The sequence below is a fragment of the Kitasatospora cineracea genome (assembly GCF_003751605.1).
Classification (GTDB): domain Bacteria; phylum Actinomycetota; class Actinomycetes; order Streptomycetales; family Streptomycetaceae; genus Kitasatospora; species Kitasatospora cineracea.
Window position 1 is genome coordinate 4,860,186 of sequence record NZ_RJVJ01000001.1, and the last position, 17,271, is coordinate 4,877,456.

Here is a 17,271-nt window from a genome sequence, read left to right on the forward strand (position 1 = left end):
CCCTGCCGGGCCGCGTCCCCCGTGCGGGGGACCCGGATCGGCGGCCGGACGGAGGCCCCGGCCCGGTCCGGCCGACAGGCTCTACCCATGACCGACACACCGCTCGGAACGGCCCACGCCGCCGTCCCCGCCCGGGCCGACGCCCGGCGCGAAGTCCTGCGCCGCCGCCTCGGCCTCGCCGCCATGGTCGCCTGCCTCCCCTACCTCACCCTCAAACTGCTGTGGGTCCTCGGCGTCGACGTCGGCGTGGTCGACCTGCACGGGACGGGCCGCGGCACCTGGATCGCCGTCAACCTGGTCACCTTCCTGATGGACGCCACCGCCGCGCTGATCGCCTACCTGCTCACCCGCCCCGGCGGACCCCGGGTGCGGACCTGGCTGCTCGCCCTGCCGATGTGGACGGCGTCCGGGCTGCTGTCCGTCATCATGCTCGCCGTGCCGCTCGGCGCGGCCCAGCCGCTGTTCGGCGGACCCAACCCGTTCCGCGACCAGGACGGGTTCCTCGAACCGTGGGTCTACGGCGTCGTCTACGGCGGCTTCATCGTCGAGGGCGCCGTCCTGATGGGCGCGTTCGGCCTGTACCTCCACGACCGCCACGGCCCGCTCCTGCACGCCCCCGCCACCGCGTTCGCCCGCCGCCTCCCGGCACCCGCCCGCGCCGCCGCCCTGGCCGCGGCCGGACTGCTGGCCGCCACGGGCGCGGTGCACCTCGCCTGGGCCTGCGGGGCGCGGTTCGGCCTGACCGCGGAACGCCTCGCCGAACTGGACGGCACCGCCCGCCTCACCCAGGGGGTCCAGGCCGCGCTCGCCCTCGCCGCCGCCGTCGGCACCGTCGTCGCGGTCCGCGGCCTCAGCCGGGTCCGGGTGCGCCTGCCGCTCGCCGCGGCCTGCGTGGGCAGCGCCGCCGCCTTCGGCTGGGGCGGCCTGCTGGGCGCCCTCGGCGCACTCGCCCGGAACGCCCAGCACCCCTCCTCCGCCTTCATGATCGCCGTGTACGCGGCGGAGACCGCGGCGGGACTGCTGGCACTCGGCGCCGGGCTGACGGGGCTGCCGGCCGCGAACCGGTCCACGGCCGGTGAGACCGGCGGGGTCGGCGGGGCTGTCGGTGTGGGTGCCGGCGCGGGCGAGGGCGCGGGCCGGCCGTGAGCGACCGCCGGGACGGCCGACCGGACGGCCGAAGCGACCGTCCCGGCCCTGCCGGGCTCCCCGGTCCCGCCGTGCTCCCCGGCCGGCGCGGCCTGCGCGCGCTGCTCGGCCGCCGGGCCCGGCTGCGCTGGATGCACCTGCTGCTCGGAGCCGCCCTGCTGATGCCCTTCCAACTGCTGACGTCCGTCGCGGTGGCCGTCGTCGGCCCGGGCTCCGGGCCGTCCGCCCTGCTGCCGCAGCTGCTGGCCCTGGCGCTCGCGCTCCCGCTGGTCGCCGCCGCCGGGCTGCTGCCCGTCGCGCGCTCCCTCGAAGGGGCGATGGCCCGCACCCTGTGCGGGGCGGACGGCGAGATCCTCACCGCACCGGCCGACAGCTGGTCGGCCCGCCGCCGGACGTCGCTCTGGTTCACCCTGCACACCCTGCTCGGCGGGATCACCGGCGCACTGTCCCTGGCCGTGCCGCCCGCCGGAGTGCTGCTCCTGCTGCACCCCCTGCTCGGACGGCACGCCCTGCAACCACCGGCCCCGATCCAGCCGTTCACCCAACACCCCTGGCTCTCCACGGCGTTGGGCCTGGGACTGCTCGTCCTGCCGGTGCTGTTCTCCGGCGCGGCGGGCCGCGCGCTGGCCCGGCTCGCCCCCCGGCTGCTCGGCCCGACCCCCGCCGACCGGCTCGCCGCCGCCCGGGAACGCGCCGACCGGATGGCCGAACGCAACCGGGTCGCCCGCGAACTGCACGACTCGGTCGGCCACGCGCTCAGCGTGGTCGGCATCCAGGCCGCGGCCGCCGCCCGGCTGCTGCGCACCGACCCCGACTTCGCGGCCGCGGCCCTCACCGCCATCGAGGAGACCGCGCACGACGCCGTCGCCGAACTCGACCACGTGCTCGGACTGCTGCGCGACGAGGAGGACCGCACCGCGCCGCACACCCTCGCCGACCTGCCCGCCCTGCTGGACCGCGCCCGCGCCGTCGGCGCCGCGGTGGACTACGCCGAGGACGGACTCGAACCCGCGACGCTGCCCGGGACCCTGTCCCGGGAGGCGTACCGCATCGTCCAGGAGGGCCTCGGCAACGCGCTCAAGCACGCGGACGGCGCACCCGTCCAGGTACGCCTGACCGTCCGGGAGGACACCTTGCAGATCACCGTGGTCAACCCGCTGCGCCCGCGCACCCGGGGCCGCACCCGTCCCCGGAGCCGGACCGGCGGCGGCAGCGGACTGACCGGGATGCACGAACGGGTCCGGCTGCTGCGCGGCACCCTCGAAGCCGGACCGGTCGGGCCGGTCGGGCCGGTCGGACCTGACGGATCCGACCGACCCGACCTACCCGACCGACCCGACGGGTCCGACGCGGCCGACCGGTGGCGGCTCGCCGCCGGCCTGCCGCTGCGGAACCCGGCATGAGCACCCGGATCCTCGTCGTCGACGACGAACAGCTGATCCGGGCCGGCTTCCGCGCGATCCTCCAGGCCGAACCCGACCTCGAGGTCGTCGGCGAGGCGTCCGACGGCCTCGAAGCCACCGAACTGGCCCGGCAGTTGCGCCCCGACGTGGTGCTGATGGACGTGCGGATGCCCCGGCTCTCGGGCATCGACGCCACCGCGCACCTGGTCCGCAGCCTGCCGGACGCCCCGCGCGTCCTGGTCGTCACGACCTTCGAGAACGACGCCTACGTCTACCAGGCGCTGCGCGCCGGAGCCCAGGGCTTCCTGCTCAAACGCTCCCGCGCCGACGCGCTCGTGCACGCGGTGCGCCTGGTGGCCCGCGGGGACTCGCTGCTCTTCCCCGCCGCCGTCCGCGAACTCGCCCTCCGGCACGCGCCGGTCGCCCCCGACCGCTCGCGGATCGACCGGCTGTCCGCCCGCGAGGGCGAGGTGCTCCGCCTGATGGCCGCCGGACTGGCGAACGCCGAGATCGCCGACCGGATGCGGCTCGGGGCCGAGACCGTCAAGACCCACGTGGCCCGGCTCCTCGCCAAACTCGAGGTCCGCGACCGCACCCAGGCGGTCATCGCCGCCTACGAGAGCGGCTTCGTCACCGCCGGATCCGGCCCGACCCCGTTCTAGGGAGCGGGTTCGGCCGCGTCCGGGGCGCGGCCCGGGCCGTTCGGTATTCGCCTGACAGCGTGCCGTTCATGTGCGAACATGTGCTCTTCTCAGTCCAATTGATGCAGCATCAGGGGAAGAACGGCGTGTCCAGTGACATCGCGCTGCCCGTCCCGGGTTGGAACGGCGGGGACGGCAACAACGCCTATCTCGACAAGACGCTCCGGCACATGCCGGTCGAGACGGTGCTCGACGACCGGGTCAGCGGCCGGGCCCTGCTGCGGATGGCGGCCCGGGCCCTGCTGGTGTCCTGGGTGGTCTGGCTGGTCGTGCTGGTGTTCGGCCTGTTGATCGCGCTGGCCGGCAGCAGCAGCACCGACAGGTACGGCTCCAGTGACCCGACCGAGGCCGCGGGCGCCTTCCTCGCCGCCCCGGTCTACGCCGGGCTGGCGGGCCTCGTCGCTTTCGTGCTGGCGCTGCTGGTCGGGAAGTTGACCGAACCGATCGCGGAGTGGCGAGTCCTGCTCCACGCCCGCGCCGACGTGGACTCCGCCTACAACCAGATCTGCAACGTGGTGGCCGAACGCGGCTACCCGCTGGCCCCGTCCGTCGAGGCCGTCCGGGAGTACGGCGGGATCTCCCGCCGGCTGGTGCTCGCCCAGCACGACTGCACCGCGCACATCTCGGTCTTCAACTACGGCAGCAGCCTCTACCTGGGCTGGCAGATGTGGCGCACCAGGAGCAAGTTCCGCCTCTTCGTCCAGTTCGTCACCGACAACGTGAGCGGCGGCAGCGACCTGCGCAGCGCGATGTCCCGGACCGGGCAGGTGCGGGCGATGCGCGAGGCCGTGCACGCCGCCTGCCGCGAGGGCCTGGTGGTGGCCATCGAACAGCGGCCGGTACAGCTCCAGGTGCAGTTCCCGCAGGTGACCCCGGTGTCGACCGCCAAGGTGGTCGGGCCGCAGCAGCGGTCCTCGGTGCCGCCCGCTCCGCCCGCTGCGCCTCCCGTTCCGCCTGCTCCGCCCGGTCCCTGGACCGGTGACGCGCCCGGTCGGCAGTGACGGTCGCGCACGGCGGCGTGTCGGTCGAACCGCACGGTCCTGGCGGCCGGCCTGCCGGGGCGGCGTACCGGATCGCCCCGGTGCTCGGGCCGAGCTCGCCGCTCGGCGGCCCCGACGGCCGGCACTGGGCCGAGGCAGGTGCGGCCGAACGGGCCTGGCTGGGCGGACTGCCCCGGTTCGGCGGACATCTCGAACTCCGTTGCACGGCCGGGGGGTCGGGGCGCATCCGGGCCGCCCTGCTGGTCCGGGGCGCGGCCGCTGCTCCCGAGCAGGCGGCCGGCGTCGCCCGGGCCCTGGTCGGTGACGCGCTCCCGCCGCACGTGGTGGCGGCACCGGCCGACCTGGCGGAGGAGCTGAACCCGCTCGGAACGGCGCCCGCCGTGCTCGACCTGTACGAGATCCGCAAGCAGCTCCGGCAGTACCGGCTGGCCGCGCCCGGCGCGCCGCGCCTGACGGCGACCGTCGCGGTACCGCTGGGACCGGGCGGCTCCTGGGAACCGGTCTGGGCCGAACTGGCCCGGCAGCCGGTGCCGACCTGTCTCGCGGTGAGCCTGGAGCCGTTCGCGCTGCCGGCCGCGACGATCCCGTTGCTCGGCCGGTTCGCGGACGTGTACAGCGGGTTGGCGTCCTCGTCGACCGGCAGTCCGGTCTGGGGACAGGCCCGCCGGGGCGATCCGGCGGCCGAGGCCGGGCAGCGTTTCTTCGAGGACGCGCTGCACCGCTACCAGGGCCGGGTCTTCCGCCTCCGGATGCGGCTGGCCGCCGCCGGACCGATCCCGCCGACCCTGCCCGAGCTGATCGCCGACCTGATCGGCGGAGAGGCGGTCCACCTCCGCGCGGACGCCCAACGCGCCCGGGCCTGGCACGACTTCAGCACCCTCGGCCTCGACCCGCTGCCGGACAGCCACCGACCGGCCGGCGCCCCGGACACCGAATGGACCGAACTGGAACAGCAGCTGGTCGGCCTGGTGGACCTGGACGAGGCCACCGCCGCACTCCGCCTCCCCTACGAGTTCCCCGGCCGGACCGGCCGCCTGTTCGCCCGCCTCCCGCAGGCCCCGGCCCCTTCCACGCCCCCCGCCCCCGGCGATCTGCCCCCCCTTCACTGAAAGGCCGTCATGACCGGCTACACCATTGCCTTCCACGGCGAGGACGACGAGGTCCGCGAGGCCGCCGAAGCCCTCCAGCAGCACCTCAACCGCGACACCGAGCTGCGCGGCCTCACCAGCAACCGGATCCGCCCGCCCCGTGCCGACGAACAGGGCGGCATCGCGGACGCGGTCCAGTACGCCGCCGAGCTGGGCCCGCTGGTGATCAGCCCGCTCTGCGCCTGGCTGGAGGCCCGCCTGCGCAAGAACGGCGTCTCGCTGGAACTGCGCCGCCCCGACGGCACCGAGCTCCGGATCTCCGCCGACTCCGCCAGGGACAGCGCCGAACTCATGGACCAGGTCGAGGACTTCCTCTCCTCCGAATGAACCACCGCGTGCTGCGGCCCGATCCGGCCGGGTCCTGGGCCGTCCTGATCGCGGTCGGCCGCTACGCCGACCTGCCCGACATGCCCGAGGCGGTCGCCTCGATGGAGCTGCTCGCCGATCGACTCTCCGGCCCGGACGGCGGTTTCGACCCCGCCCGGGTGCTCCGGGTGGTCGATCCGGAGAGCGCCCGCGAGGTGGCCGACCGGGTCGCCGCCGCCGCTGCCCGGGCCACCGACACGTTCCTGGTCCACTACGCCGGTCACGGCGTCACCAGCACGGCGGGCCACCTCCACCTCGGCCTCCCCGGCACCCTGGACGACCCCGACCACGTCCCCCGCACCGCGCTCCCCGTCGGCGCCCTGCTCGCCGCCGTCGGCCAGCGGGCCGCCCACCGGATCGCCGTCCTCGACTGCTGCTTCGCCGGCCTCGCCCTGGACGAACCGGCCGCCGCCGACCTCCACCTGCTCACCGCCGTCGACCGGGCCCGCAAAGCCCTGCTCAACAAGGACACCGGCCTCACCCGCTTCGGCGAAGAACTCCTCCGCCTCTGCCAGGAGGGCGTCCCCGACGGGCCCGCCTTCCTCCCGCTCGACCTGATCCACCACCACCTGGCCGTCACCCTGGCGCAGATCCCCACCAGCGCACCCCGCCGCTACCAGGCGCCCGTACCGCAACAACGCACCGTCGACGCCAGCGGGCACCTCGCACTGTTCCGCAACCCCGCCCACGGCACCTCCTGCACCGAGTCCGGGCTCCGGGCCCGCGCCGCCTTCGCCTACCGCCAGTTCGCCATCCGCAACCAGCGCCAACCCTGGCACCGCCCGCAGGCCGTCGCGCTGCTGGCCGACATCTCCGCCGACGCCGCTCGTTCCCTCGGCCCGGACCACCCGCTCACCCTGCAACTCGTCAACGCCCACGGCCACGCCGTCGGCCTCCTGCACGGCCCGGCAGCCGCGCTCGCCCTCCTGGAGCCCCTCGCGGCCCGAGCCGCCCTCCGCCTCCCTCCCGGGTCGGCGGAGCTGGCCACCATCAACGCCACCTTGCAGGAGTGGTCGGACCAGTCCCCGGAGTCGCACCACCCCCGGTGACCGGCTGCCGAGCGGAGACGCGTGGCGGACAGGCCGGGGACGGGTCGAAGACGCGGTGGCCGGGGCTGAGACACGCCGGAGGCGCACCGGAGACACGCCGGAGACACGCCGGAGGCGCACCGGCAGGCCCCCGGGGCCTTGAGTCGCTGTGCCGGTGGTGGGCCGCAGTCCGTCCCCGCGCTTCGAGGCTCCGGGGGCGAGGACCTCGCCGAGACCCGCACCTCGACCACGACCCGATGCCCCCCGTCCCGGGGCGGGCGGTGCCCGCCGGCGGGCGGTGTTTGCCGTCCGGCGGGGGTGGACAGCCGCGGAGGCATGGACAGGTACCGTGCTCCCGCCGACTGTCTGGACGCACCCACGGGCTGGACGTTCCTCGACCCGGTGGCGGAGCGGATCGCCGGAGTCGTCCAGCGACTCCCGCTCGGACCGGCCCGGGACGTGCTGCACGGGGTGTGGCTCGGACACCCGCTGCACCCGGCACTCGCGCAGACCCCGATCGGCTGCTGGACGGCCGCGAGCCTGCTGGACGCCACCGGGGGCGACCCCCGGGCCGTCCGCCGGCTCACCGCCGCCGGGCTGATCGCCCTGCCCCCGGTGCTGCTGGCCGGCTGGGTCGACTGGTCCCGGCTGCCGCCCGCCCACCGCCGCACCGGACTGGTGCACGCCGCCGGAGCGGTCGCCGCCGCCCTGCTGCAGGGCACCTCGCTGCACGCCCGCTGCCACGGCCACCCCACCCGAGGACGGCTGCTCGGCCTGGCCGGCACCGGCACCGTCGGCCTGGTGGCCGCCCTGGGCGGCCACCTGGCGTACCGGCAGGCCGCCGGAGCCGCGCACGCCGAAGCCGAACCCCGGCTGGCCCCGTCCGACTGGCACTCGCTCGGGGCGACCGCCGACATCCCCGCCGACACCCCCGTCCGCCGCCGGCTCGGCGACGTCCCCGTCGTGGTGGTCCGCGGCCCGGACGACAGCTGGACGGTGCTCGCCGACCGCTGCACCCACATGGCGGCCTCCCTCGCCGGCGGCGAAGTCGTCGACGGCTGCCTCGAATGCCCCCTGCACCACTCCCGCTTCCGGCTCTCCGACGGACACCCGGCCCGCGGCCCGGCCACCGCCGCCCAGCCCCGCTTCGAGACCCGCGTCCTGGCCGACCACCTGGAGGCCCGCCCCACCCCGGCCCCTGAGGACCCGTTCCGCGCTGCCTCGCCCTGCTCCGCCTTGCCCCGTCCCGCCCTGCACCGTCCCGCCCCGCCCTGCGCCGTCCCGTTCCGGACAGGAGCGGTCGGGTCGGGACGGGAACGGTCGGGAGCGGTCGATACCGGTGTTGCCGCCACCCGGCGGGCGGGACGGCCAGTACGCTCGGCGTCCCGGTCGGAGCAGGGCGCAGGGGTGAGGACCTCGTACGCCTCCGGCCGGGCGGACGCCGAGACGTACCGGGAGGCGCCGTGGACCGTCGCAGTTTCGTGGGGTTCGGCGCGGCCTCGCTCGCCGTGCTGGCCGTGCCCGGCGGGGCCGCCGAGCCGGGGCGGCTGGGGGCGCTGCTGGGCGGCACCCGGGTGGACGCGGAGTTCGTGGCCTGGCTGGAGTCGGGCGGCCACGGGCTGGCCGCGCTGCCCGCCGAGCAGCGCGGCCGCACCTCCCACCTGCTGGACGCCCAACTCGCCACCGTCCAGGCGCTGATCGCCACCGGCCGGTACGACGAACGCACCGGGCGGCGGCTGCACCGGCTGGCCGCCTCGCTGGCCACCACCAGCGGCTGGCACCGCTTCGACCAGGGCCGCCACCCCGCCGCCGAACGCCTCTGGGAGCTCGCCCTGCAGTGCGCCCACCGGGCCGGCGACCGCGAGCGCGGCGCGGGCGTCCTCGCCGACGCCGCCTACCAGGCCACCTGGCTCGGACGGCCGGGCACCGCCACCGCCCGGCTCGACTACGCCCTCGAAGCCGCCCGCCACCCCACCGCCCGCGCCCTGCTGCTGCTCCGCCGGGCCCGCGCCCACGCCGCCCTCGGCGACCCGGTCGCCTGTCGGCGCGACCTGGCCGCCGCCGAACGCGCCCTCGCCGCCGCGAGCCCCGACCCGGCCCCGGCCTGGTGCGCCTGGATGGGCCCCGCCGACCTCGCCGTCGACACCGGCGGCTGCCTGCTCGACCTGGGCCGCCCGGTCGCCGCCCGGGCCCGGATCGCCGAGGGGCTCGCCCAACTGCCGCCCACCCGCGCCAAGACCCGCGGCATCTTCCTCGCCTACCAGGCCCGCACCCACCTGCGCACCGGCGAGATCGACCGGGCCGTGGCCGCCGGTACCGAGTCCCTCGACCTGGCCGCCCGGATCGGCGCCCCGCGCTGCACCGCCCTGGTCCGCGACCTGGCCCCGGCGTTCGCCCGGCACCGCCACCTGGCCGGCGTCCCCGAGCTGCTGGACCGGGTCGCCCCCGGCCGGACCTCCCGGACGCCCAGGCCCGACCGGACCGCCCGGACGTCCGGGGCCGACCGGACGTCGAAGCCCGACCGGCGCAACCACGGCACCTGAGGCCCGTCCCCGGGCCGTCCCCGGTTGGTGTGGTCCGGTCCCGGCCGGGCAGACGCGTCCGTGGCACGCCCGGACAGGCCGGGCGGGCAGCCGGACGACGGAGGCAGAGATGTCCGCACCGCAAAGCCGCACCGTCGGGGCCGGGGGCGACCCGGCGGTCATCGAGACCGACGTACCGGCCAGGCTGGACCGCCTCCCGTGGTCGCCCTGGCACTGGCGGATCCTGATCGGCCTGGGCACCGTCTGGATCCTGGACGGCCTGGAAGTCACCATCGTCGGCAACCTGGCGGCCCGCCTCGCCGAGCCCGGCAGCGGCATCGCGATCAGCACCGCCCAGGTCACCACCGTCGCCGCCGCGATCTACGTGGCGGGCGCCTGCTGCGGCGCGCTGTTCTTCGGCTGGCTGACCGACCGGCTGGGCCGCAAGAAGCTGTTCATGCTGACCCTGGCCGTCTACCTGCTGGCGACGGGCGTCACCGCGCTGTCCTGGACGCCCTGGTTCTTCTTCGTCTGCCGGTTCTTCACCGGTTTCGGCATCGGCGGCGAGTACGCGGCCATCAACTCGGCGATCGACGAGCTGATCCCGGCCCGGGTGCGCGGCCGGGTCGACCTGATCGTCAACGGCAGCTTCTGGATCGGCGCGGCGCTCGGCGCGTTCGCCTCGATCGCGCTGCTGAACACCTCGCTGTTCGCCACCGACGTCGGCTGGCGGCTGGCGTTCGGGATCGGCGTGGTGCTCGGCCTGGTCATCCTGCTGGTGCGCCGGCACGTCCCGGAGAGCCCGCGCTGGCTGTTCACGCACGGCAAGGGCGAGGAGGCGGAGGAGATCGTCCGCGACGCGGAGGCGATCGTCGAGCGCGAGACCGGCGAGCCGCTGCCGCCGGTGGACGAGCCACCGATCAGGATCCGCGAGCGCGGCCCGATCGGCTTCGTCACCATCGCCCGCACCCTGGTCACCACCTACCCGCGCCGCACCGTCCTCGGGCTGTCGCTGTTCATCGGGCAGTCCTTCCTCTACAACTCGGTCACCTTCGGGTACGCGGCGATCCTCACCACGTTCTTCGACGTCCCGGCGGGCGACACCGGCTACTACTTCGCGGTGATCGCGGTCGGCAACTTCCTCGGGCCGGTGCTGCTCGGCCACTTCTTCGACTCGGTCGGCCGCAAGCCGATGATCGCGGGCAGCTACATCGGCTCCGGCGTCCTGCTGTTCGGCACCGCCTGGCTGTTCCAGAACGGTTCGCTGAGCGCCGTCGGGATGACGGCCTGCTGGACGGTCGTGCTGTTCTTCGCCTCGGCGGGGGCGAGCGCCGCGTACCTGACCGTCAGCGAGATCTTCCCGCTGGAGACGCGGGCGTTGTGCATCGCGTTCTTCTACGCGGTCGGCACGGCGGCCGGCGGCATCTCCGGGCCGCTGCTCTTCAACGGCCTGGTCAGTAGCGGGGCGGTCGGGGACGCCACGCTGGCGTTCTGCATCGGCGCGGCGCTGATGACGGCCGCGGGCCTGGTGGAGGCGTTCCTCGGGGTGCGGGCCGAGCGCCGCAGCCTGGAGTCGCTGGCCGCCCCGCTCAGCCAGGTCGAACCGGCCGACGCCACGTCCTCCTGACATGTTTCCCCTGTGGGCCCTCCGACGGGCCGTCCGGTGGGCCGCGTGGTGGGCCGTTCCGCGCATCGCACGGTGGATCGTCCGGCGGGGCGCCCGGCGGGGCGTCCGGTGAACGGCGGGAGCGCCCCCGGCCGGGGGCGCTCCCGTAGCGGATCCGACGACGCGTCAGGAGAAGGTGAACCAGTTGAGGTTGACGAAGTCGGCGGGCTGGCCGCTGCTGAAGGTCAGGTAGACCGTCTGGGAGCCGGTGATCCGGCTCAGGTCGGCGGGGACGGTCCGCCAGGTCTGCCAGCCGCCGGTGTTGGCGACGGCGAAGCTGCCGACGGGGGTGGCGGTGGGGCTGCCCAGGCGGACCTGGACCAGGCCGCTGACGCCGGCGGCCGCGCCGGAGGCGACCCGGGCGTCGATCCGGGTGGCGCCGGTGGAACCGAAGTCCAGGGTGTAGCGCAGCCAGTCGCCGTTGGCCAGCCAGCCGACGTCCGTGCCGCCGCCGGTGTCCGAGCAGGTCTCGGTCTGCGCGCCGGACTGCGCGGTGTACGACTCGGCCTGGACGGTGGCGAACGCGCTGCCGCCACCGCCGCCGGGCGACGGGCTGGGGCTGGTGCCGCCCCCGCCGCCCGCCAGGCCGCCGACGGTGATCACCCAGCGGGCGGGGCTGCCGGACTGCACCTTGCCCTCGAAGTCGACGCCCGCCGGGTGGACGTCGTCGTACGGGAAGGCGTAGCCGAGGCCGTCGGGCGTGGTGGAGTGCAGGATCCGGGCGTAGTGGTTGGTGCGGGCCTGGGTGTAGAACGAGGCCGGGTTCTCGTTGGTGGGCTGGACGGGGTCGCTGAGCAGCGTGGTGCGGTTGAACGCGGCGGCCAGGCGGGCGCTCAGGTTGCCCATCAGGTCGTTGCCGGTGGTGAACGGCGCATCGCTGCAGGAGAAGATCGCCAGCGTGGACGGCTTGGCGAACGACCCGGCGCCGGGGAAGTTCAGGGTGCCGCCGCTGACCCGGCCGGTGAACGTCCCCCAGGTGTACTGCGTGTCGATCCGCAGGTCGGTGCCGGCGTACTTGCTCCACACCTGGTCGACGTACGGCTCGAAGTAGCCGCTGAACAGGGCGCTGTTGCCGCGGATCGCCAGGTTGGGGGCGAGCACCCGCAGGTCGGCGCCGGAGCGGTTGACCACCAGCCGGCTCCAGTCCGAGCCGTCGGCGGCGGACTGGGCGCGCAGCGCGGCGGCGACCTTCGCCAGGCCGTCGGAGGGCAGGCCGCGCACGGTCTGGGTGGCGCCGCCGGAGACCTCCAGCTGGAAGGCGATCGGCAGGCAGACCATGTCGACGAAGGTGATGTTCCCGTACAACTGGTCGTTGTTGAAGGTGAATTCGCAGAAGTCGTGCCGGACGTCGATGTTCGGGTCGGTCGGGTTGACCACCGAGGGCAGGGCCAGGCCGCCGCCGCGGTTCATCAGGAAGGTCAGCTTGGCGCCGACCGAGAAGTAGATCCGCCCGCTGTCCAGGTGCGGCAGGGTGACCCGGCGCGGCGCGGCCCCGGAGGCGTTCAGCGCGATCGCGCAGTCCGCGCCCAGCGGCGTCTGGTCGTTGGCCGGGTTCGGCGGGTGGTACAGGCTGGCGCCGTCGGCCTGCAGGAACGCCCAGCCGCCGCCGGCCGCCGGGTCGCGGCCGACCACGTACGCGTAGACGGTGTTGCTGCCGGTGGTGTTGGCGAGGTCGAGCGGCAGGGTCGCGGGGGTCTGCGCCTGGGCCTCGCCGCCGCCGAGCGCCAGCAGTCCGGCGGGCAGGGCGAGCGCTGTGGCGGCCAGCAGGGTGCGGCGGGAGAGTTTCGCCGGGTGACGGTGCGTCATGGGATGGGGGAGTCCTCTCGGGGCGGGACGGTGGGGGCAAGAGGGCGGGGGAGCGGAGGGGCGCGGCCGGCCGAGGTGGGTGCAAGGGGACGGCCGGCCGCGCGGGGGAAGGGGCCGGTGGGGACGGCCCGTGGCTCGCGGGGTGCGGTGCCGGTGGCTGGCGGTTCCTGACGGAGAGTCAGCGATGGCGTGTCGGCGCTGGGGTGTCAGCGACGTGGCGTCAGCGACGTGGCGTCAGTGACGTGGCGTCAGCGCTGGGGCGTCAGCCGAAGTACCACTTCTGCGCGCCGGTCCCGTTGCAGGTCCACAGCTGCAGGCGGGTGCCGTCGGCCGAGGAGCCGTTCGGGGAGTCCAGGCACTTGCCGGAGCCGGGGTTCTGCAGGTCGTTGCCGGAGCGGTGGACCCACTGCTGGGCGCTGGTGCCGTTGCAGGTGTAGAGCTGGATGGCCGCGCCGTCGTCGTGCGAGGCGGCGGCGACGTCCAGGCACTTGCCGAGGGCGCGGACGGTGCCGTCGGTGCCGACCGTCCACTGCTGGGCGGCGTTGCCGGTGCAGTTGTGCAGCTGGATGGGGGTGCTGTCGGCGCTGGAGCCGCCCGCCACGTCCACGCACATGCCGCCGGGGCCGGTGATCTGCCCGGTGTAGCTGCCGCCGGTGCTGCCGCCCCAGGTGGTGGTGTGGACGTAGTCGACGGTCATGGTCTGCGGGTAGGTCGAGGAGCCGTCGGGGCTGCCGGGCCAGTCGCCGCCGACCGCGAGGTTGAGGATCACGAAGAACGGGTGGTCGAACACCCAGCGGTTGCCGCCCAGGTCGGCGGGGGTGCGGGTCTGGTAGGCGGTGCCGTCCACCGACCAGGTGATGGCGGTGGGGCTCCAGTCGACGGCGAAGGTGTGGAAGGCGTCGGCGAAGGACTGCCCGGCGGGCAGGCTGTACGGGGCGCCGATGCCGCCCGCACCGGAGTAGCCGGGGCCGTGGATGGTGCCGTGCACGGTGCCCGGTTCGCGGCCGATGTTCTCCATCACGTCGATCTCGCCGCTGTTCGGCCAGCCCGCGGTGCCGATGTCGTTGCCGAGCATCCAGAACGCGGGCCAGATGCCCTGCCCGCGCGGGATCTTGATCCGGGACTCGAAGTGCCCGTACGCCTGGGTGAAGGTGCGGGAGGTGTTCAGCCGGGCCGAGGTGTACTGGCAGGTGCCGTACCAACAGGACAGGCCCGGATCGGTGTTGCGCTTGGCGGTGATCACCAGGTGGCCCTGGCCGTCCAGCGCGGCGTTCGCCGCGCCCGCCGTGTAGTACTGCAGCTCGTGGTTGCCGTTGCCCGAACCGCCGGTCTCCAGCGTCCACTTGGCGGGGTCGACGGCCGAGCCGGCCGGGCCGTCGAAGTCGTCGCCCCAGCTGCCGGCGGCCACCGGCGCAGCGGCGAGCGGGGTGGCGGCGGCGGAGCCGGTGGGGGTGGAGCCGAACGGTGCGGCGGCCACCAGGGCGGTGGCGACGAGGAGCACGAATCCGCCGAGGGACCAACGGCGGGTGCGTGGGGCAGCAGCCATGGGGGACATCCTTTGCTGTCCGGTTCTGTCTGAGAGCGCTCTCTGCGGCGGGGCGCCTCCGCCGGTAGCCATGAATGGTACGGACCGGGAATCGGCATGACAATGTCAAAGAACGGCCGATTTCTCGGACCTTTGGCTACAACTCCCCTTCAGAACTTGAAAGCTGATGTCGGAGCGGCTGTCGAGACCTGTGAGAGCGCTCTCTTTAAGGGTGGCTCGCTCAGAGCGGCACGCTGCCGGGCGGAGCGTCAATCGGCCTGCCCGCCACGGGGGGAGAGCTCGGCGGACAGGAACGCCACCGCGTCGGCGATCAGTCCCGAGGTGTCGGGGTACCCGCCGAAGCAGTGCCCGGCCCCCTCGACCGGCACCAGGACGGAGCGGGCGCCCGCCGCGAGCAGGCGCTCGTGCAGGGCCTCGGACTGGGACAGCGGCACCAGGTCGTCCTGCACGCCGTGCACCAGCAGGAACGGCGGCGCGGCGGGGGTGACGTGCGAGACGGGGCTGGCCCGGTTAGCCTCCGCGACGAGTTCGGACGAGCAGCCGCCCAGCAACTGGGTGACCGGGGAGTCCGGCCCGTGGTGGCCGAGGGCGGCCAGGTCGGTGGGCGGGTACCAGCAGACCGCGGCCGTGACCGCGTCGGTGGTCAGCGCCGCGAGCGCGGCCAGCGTTCCGCCCGCGGACTCGCCCCACACCCCGAGCCGGCCGGTGTCCAGGCCGAGCTCGCCGGCATACTCCTGCAGGTAGCGCAACGCGGCCGTCACGTCGTCGAGTTGGGCCGGGTAGTGGGCCTCACCGGAGAGCCGGTAGTCGACCGTGGCGACCGCGATGCCTGCCGCCACCAGCGCCTCGAACACCGAGCCGGGCCGCAGCGTGCTCGGCAGGTAGCGGCGGTCGCCCTCGCGGAACGCGCCGCCGTGCAGCCACACCGCCACCGGGAACGGCCCCTCCCCGGCCGGTACGCGCAGATCCAGCAGCAGCGGGCGGAAACCGGTGCGCAGCGCGTAGCTGACGCCGTGCCGGGCGAGGCCGCCGTACGGCGAGGGGACGGGGGCGACCGGAGGCAGCGAGAGATCCATGACGGCCCCGAGCGCCCGCCTCCCGCCGTTCATTCCCGTCCGGCGGGGCGTCTCACGGGCCGAACAGCCGAGCCGCGTTGTCGTGGCAGACCGCGCGCAGCCGGGCGGGGCCGAGGTCGAGGCGTTCCAGGGCGCGGAGTTGGTGCAGGCGGGGGTAGGGGATGTCGGGGAAGTCGGTGCCCAGCAGGACGCGGTCGCTGCGGTCGGCGAGGCGGGGGAGCAGTTCGCGGGGGAAGGGCATGAAGTCCTCGGTGAAGTCGGTGAACGCCATGCTGGTGTCCAGGTGCACCCGCGGGTACCGGTCGGCCAGGTCGAGGAACTCGCGGTACACGGGCATGCCCAAGTGGGCGATCACCAGCAGCAGTTGCGGATGCCGGACCGGGACGCGGGCGATCGGCTCCGGCCCGGTGTGCCGGCCGGGGGCGGGCCCGGAGCCGCAGTGGATCACCACGGGCGTCCCGGCCTCCGCCGGCAGCCCCCGGACCTCGTCCAGCCGCCCGTCCGCCGAGTCGTAGCCGCCGACCTGCACGTGCGCCTTGAACACCCGCGCCCCGGCGTCCAGCGCCCCAGCCCGCCCCAGAACCGGCGCACCTCCGCCGCCTCCGCCGACCCTGCCTTCCGCGGCCGAACCCGCCAACGGGACGATCATGCCGCACCCTCGCACCCTCGCGCGCCGCCCGCACGCCGACGCCGGAACGGGACGGAACGGACCCCGGGAAGGTAATCCGCTCGCTGCCGCCGCCTCCGGCTGGCAGGGTCGGAGCCATGGGAGACATGGGGATCAAGGGGTTCGACCGGGCGCCGCTGACCGGACTCGACGCGGTGCGGGACGCGCACGGGGCACTGCTGGCGGGGCTGGCGGGCCGCCGGCTGACCGGGTCGGCGGTGGTGCGCTTCGCCGAGGACGGGGAGTGGTACGCGGACTGCCCGGTGGTGCTGGAGTTCGACGGACGGCAGGTCGAACTGTGCCACTGGAAGCTGGACGAGCTCTCGATCGGCTGGGACACGATCGACACCACGGCGCCCATCGAGGGCTGGGAGTGGAACGACCACACCCCCCGCTGGTCGCGCCACGACGAACTGCTCGACGACCTGACCGGCCGCGAACTGCATGAGACCGCCCTGCTGGAGTGGCGGCCCGCCGACCGCGCGGACCTGGCGGCCGGCACGGTGGCGGTCGAGTTCGTCTTCACCGGCGGCACCCGGCTGCGGATCGTCAACGCACTCGACGAGAACCGGATCGAACGCGGCCCGGCCCACCCCTACTACCGCCGCCACCGCCTCTGAACACCCCCGAGAGCCGGCCCACCGTGGCGGTCACCCGTCGAGGGGCCGCTCCCGGTGCGCGGTCCCGGGCCCGGTGGCCGTCCCGCATTGCGGCCCGTCCGGCCCGCGGAGACGCTGGACGCAGCGGGCGGCGCGCCCGTCCGCGTGAGCCGAGGAGGCCACCGGTGAAGTTCATCCAGATCATCGAGTACCGGACCGGGCGGATCGACGCGTTCAACGAGCTGCTGGACGAATGGGTCGCCAAGAACGAGGGCCACCGCCTCGCGGTGCGCGCCCTGCAGACCAGGGACCGCGACGGCACCGACACCTACCTGAACATCGTGGAGTTCCCCTCGTACGAGGTGGCGATGGAGAACTCGCGGCGCCCCGAGACCGCCGAGTTCGCGGCCCGCGCCGCCGAGTTGTGCGACGGCCCGCCCACCTTCCGCAACCTGGACGTGATCGGCGACCGCACCCTGCTCGACTGAACCCCCCGAACCCCCGCATCCCCGCTCGACGTTCGACCGGATCCCGCAAGCGGGGCTGGCCAACCGGGCCCCCGGCCGCACAGCATGGGTACCCGTCGGTACCGCCCG

14 protein-coding genes and 2 pseudogenes are annotated in these 17,271 nt (G+C 75.0%); 12 read left to right on the plus strand and 4 right to left on the minus strand.

Translation table 11 applies throughout. The features are described from left to right. The first annotated feature begins 87 nt into the window (after positions 1-87). The 10 genes and pseudogenes from EDD39_RS22050 (at position 88) to EDD39_RS22095 (ending at position 10,942) form a co-directional block, all read left to right on the plus strand. Positions 88-1,146, plus strand: a complete 1,059-nt coding sequence (locus EDD39_RS22050) for a hypothetical protein (RefSeq protein ID WP_123558557.1) — start codon at positions 88-90, stop codon at positions 1,144-1,146. Between the two features lie 71 nt (positions 1,147-1,217). Continuing rightward, complete coding sequence (locus EDD39_RS22055) at positions 1,218-2,549, plus strand: sensor histidine kinase (RefSeq protein ID WP_244256907.1); 1,332 nt, start codon at positions 1,218-1,220, stop codon at positions 2,547-2,549. Next, positions 2,546-3,211: a response regulator transcription factor gene (locus tag EDD39_RS22060; RefSeq protein WP_123558559.1), complete on the plus strand. Its 666-nt coding sequence runs from the start codon at positions 2,546-2,548 to the stop codon at positions 3,209-3,211. The genes EDD39_RS22055 and EDD39_RS22060 overlap by 4 nt, the downstream gene beginning before the upstream one ends. Before the next feature lie 125 nt (positions 3,212-3,336). Continuing rightward, positions 3,337-4,251: a hypothetical protein gene (locus tag EDD39_RS22065; RefSeq protein WP_123558561.1), complete on the plus strand. Its 915-nt coding sequence runs from the start codon at positions 3,337-3,339 to the stop codon at positions 4,249-4,251. A gap of 17 nt (positions 4,252-4,268) precedes the next feature. Further along, positions 4,269-5,360: a hypothetical protein gene (locus EDD39_RS22070; RefSeq protein ID WP_148089496.1), complete on the plus strand. Its 1,092-nt coding sequence runs from the start codon at positions 4,269-4,271 to the stop codon at positions 5,358-5,360. Between the two features lie 9 nt (positions 5,361-5,369). Beyond that, positions 5,370-5,726 carry an effector-associated constant component EACC1 gene (locus EDD39_RS22075; RefSeq protein WP_123558565.1) on the plus strand — a complete coding sequence of 119 codons (357 nt, stop codon included), beginning with the start codon at positions 5,370-5,372 and terminating at the stop codon, positions 5,724-5,726. Further along, a complete protein-coding gene (locus EDD39_RS22080) occupies positions 5,723-6,814 on the plus strand; it encodes a caspase, EACC1-associated type (protein ID WP_123558567.1) in 1,092 nt (363 codons plus the stop codon). The genes EDD39_RS22075 and EDD39_RS22080 overlap by 4 nt, the downstream gene beginning before the upstream one ends. A 315-nt stretch (positions 6,815-7,129) precedes the next feature. After that, positions 7,130-7,930, plus strand: a pseudogene (locus EDD39_RS42870) (Rieske (2Fe-2S) protein); the annotation flags it as partial. Positions 7,931-8,256: 326 nt separating this feature from the next. Then, positions 8,257-9,336 (plus strand): NsdA family TPR-like regulatory protein, encoded by a 1,080-nt coding sequence (locus EDD39_RS22090; protein WP_482796751.1) that lies wholly within the window; start codon positions 8,257-8,259, stop codon positions 9,334-9,336. 109 nt (positions 9,337-9,445) lie between these two features. Then, complete coding sequence (locus tag EDD39_RS22095; RefSeq protein WP_123558570.1) at positions 9,446-10,942, plus strand: MFS transporter; 1,497 nt, start codon at positions 9,446-9,448, stop codon at positions 10,940-10,942. A gap of 165 nt (positions 10,943-11,107) precedes the next feature. On the opposite strand, the gene EDD39_RS22100 is transcribed toward EDD39_RS22095, so the two are convergent. From EDD39_RS22100 to EDD39_RS22115, 4 genes and pseudogenes are all read right to left on the minus strand, one after another. Next, positions 11,108-12,787 (minus strand): glycoside hydrolase family 64 protein, encoded by a 1,680-nt coding sequence (locus EDD39_RS22100; RefSeq protein ID WP_123558572.1) that lies wholly within the window; start codon positions 12,785-12,787, stop codon positions 11,108-11,110. A 262-nt stretch (positions 12,788-13,049) separates the two neighbouring features. After that, positions 13,050-14,333 carry a glycoside hydrolase family 16 protein gene (locus tag EDD39_RS22105; protein ID WP_123558574.1) on the minus strand — a complete coding sequence of 428 codons (1,284 nt, stop codon included), beginning with the start codon at positions 14,331-14,333 and terminating at the stop codon, positions 13,050-13,052. Positions 14,334-14,581: 248 nt separating this feature from the next. Then, entirely contained in the window at positions 14,582-15,409 is an 828-nt protein-coding gene (locus EDD39_RS22110) for an alpha/beta hydrolase (RefSeq protein ID WP_123558576.1), read from the minus strand. 52 nt (positions 15,410-15,461) lie between these two features. Further along, a pseudogene (locus EDD39_RS22115) lies at positions 15,462-15,974 on the minus strand (amidohydrolase family protein); the annotation flags it as partial. Between the two features lie 200 nt (positions 15,975-16,174). On the opposite strand from EDD39_RS22115, the gene EDD39_RS22120 reads away from it, so the two are divergent. Both EDD39_RS22120 and EDD39_RS22125 read left to right on the plus strand, forming a co-directional pair. Further along, positions 16,175-16,696 (plus strand): hypothetical protein, encoded by a 522-nt coding sequence (locus EDD39_RS22120; protein WP_123558578.1) that lies wholly within the window; start codon positions 16,175-16,177, stop codon positions 16,694-16,696. Between the two features lie 164 nt (positions 16,697-16,860). Continuing rightward, positions 16,861-17,163 carry a hypothetical protein gene (locus EDD39_RS22125; protein WP_123558580.1) on the plus strand — a complete coding sequence of 101 codons (303 nt, stop codon included), beginning with the start codon at positions 16,861-16,863 and terminating at the stop codon, positions 17,161-17,163. Positions 17,164-17,271: the final 108 nt, after the last annotated feature.

Bases quoted from the DNA above. Each gene is read 5' to 3' on its own strand.
- EDD39_RS22080 (WP_123558567.1), top strand. From the start codon at position 5,723: ATGAACCACCGCGTGCTGCGGCCCGATCCGGCCGGGTCCTGGGCCGTC.
- EDD39_RS22100 (WP_123558572.1), bottom strand. From the start codon at position 12,787: ATGACGCACCGTCACCCGGCGAAACTCTCCCGCCGCACCCTGCTGGCC.
- EDD39_RS22120 (WP_123558578.1), top strand. From the start codon at position 16,175: ATGGGAGACATGGGGATCAAGGGGTTCGACCGGGCGCCGCTGACCGGA.
- EDD39_RS22110 (WP_123558576.1), bottom strand. From the start codon at position 15,409: ATGGATCTCTCGCTGCCTCCGGTCGCCCCCGTCCCCTCGCCGTACGGC.
- EDD39_RS22095 (WP_123558570.1), top strand. From the start codon at position 9,446: ATGTCCGCACCGCAAAGCCGCACCGTCGGGGCCGGGGGCGACCCGGCG.
- EDD39_RS22060 (WP_123558559.1), top strand. From the start codon at position 2,546: ATGAGCACCCGGATCCTCGTCGTCGACGACGAACAGCTGATCCGGGCC.
- EDD39_RS22105 (WP_123558574.1), bottom strand. From the start codon at position 14,333: ATGGCTGCTGCCCCACGCACCCGCCGTTGGTCCCTCGGCGGATTCGTG.
- EDD39_RS22075 (WP_123558565.1), top strand. From the start codon at position 5,370: ATGACCGGCTACACCATTGCCTTCCACGGCGAGGACGACGAGGTCCGC.
- EDD39_RS22050 (WP_123558557.1), top strand. From the start codon at position 88: ATGACCGACACACCGCTCGGAACGGCCCACGCCGCCGTCCCCGCCCGG.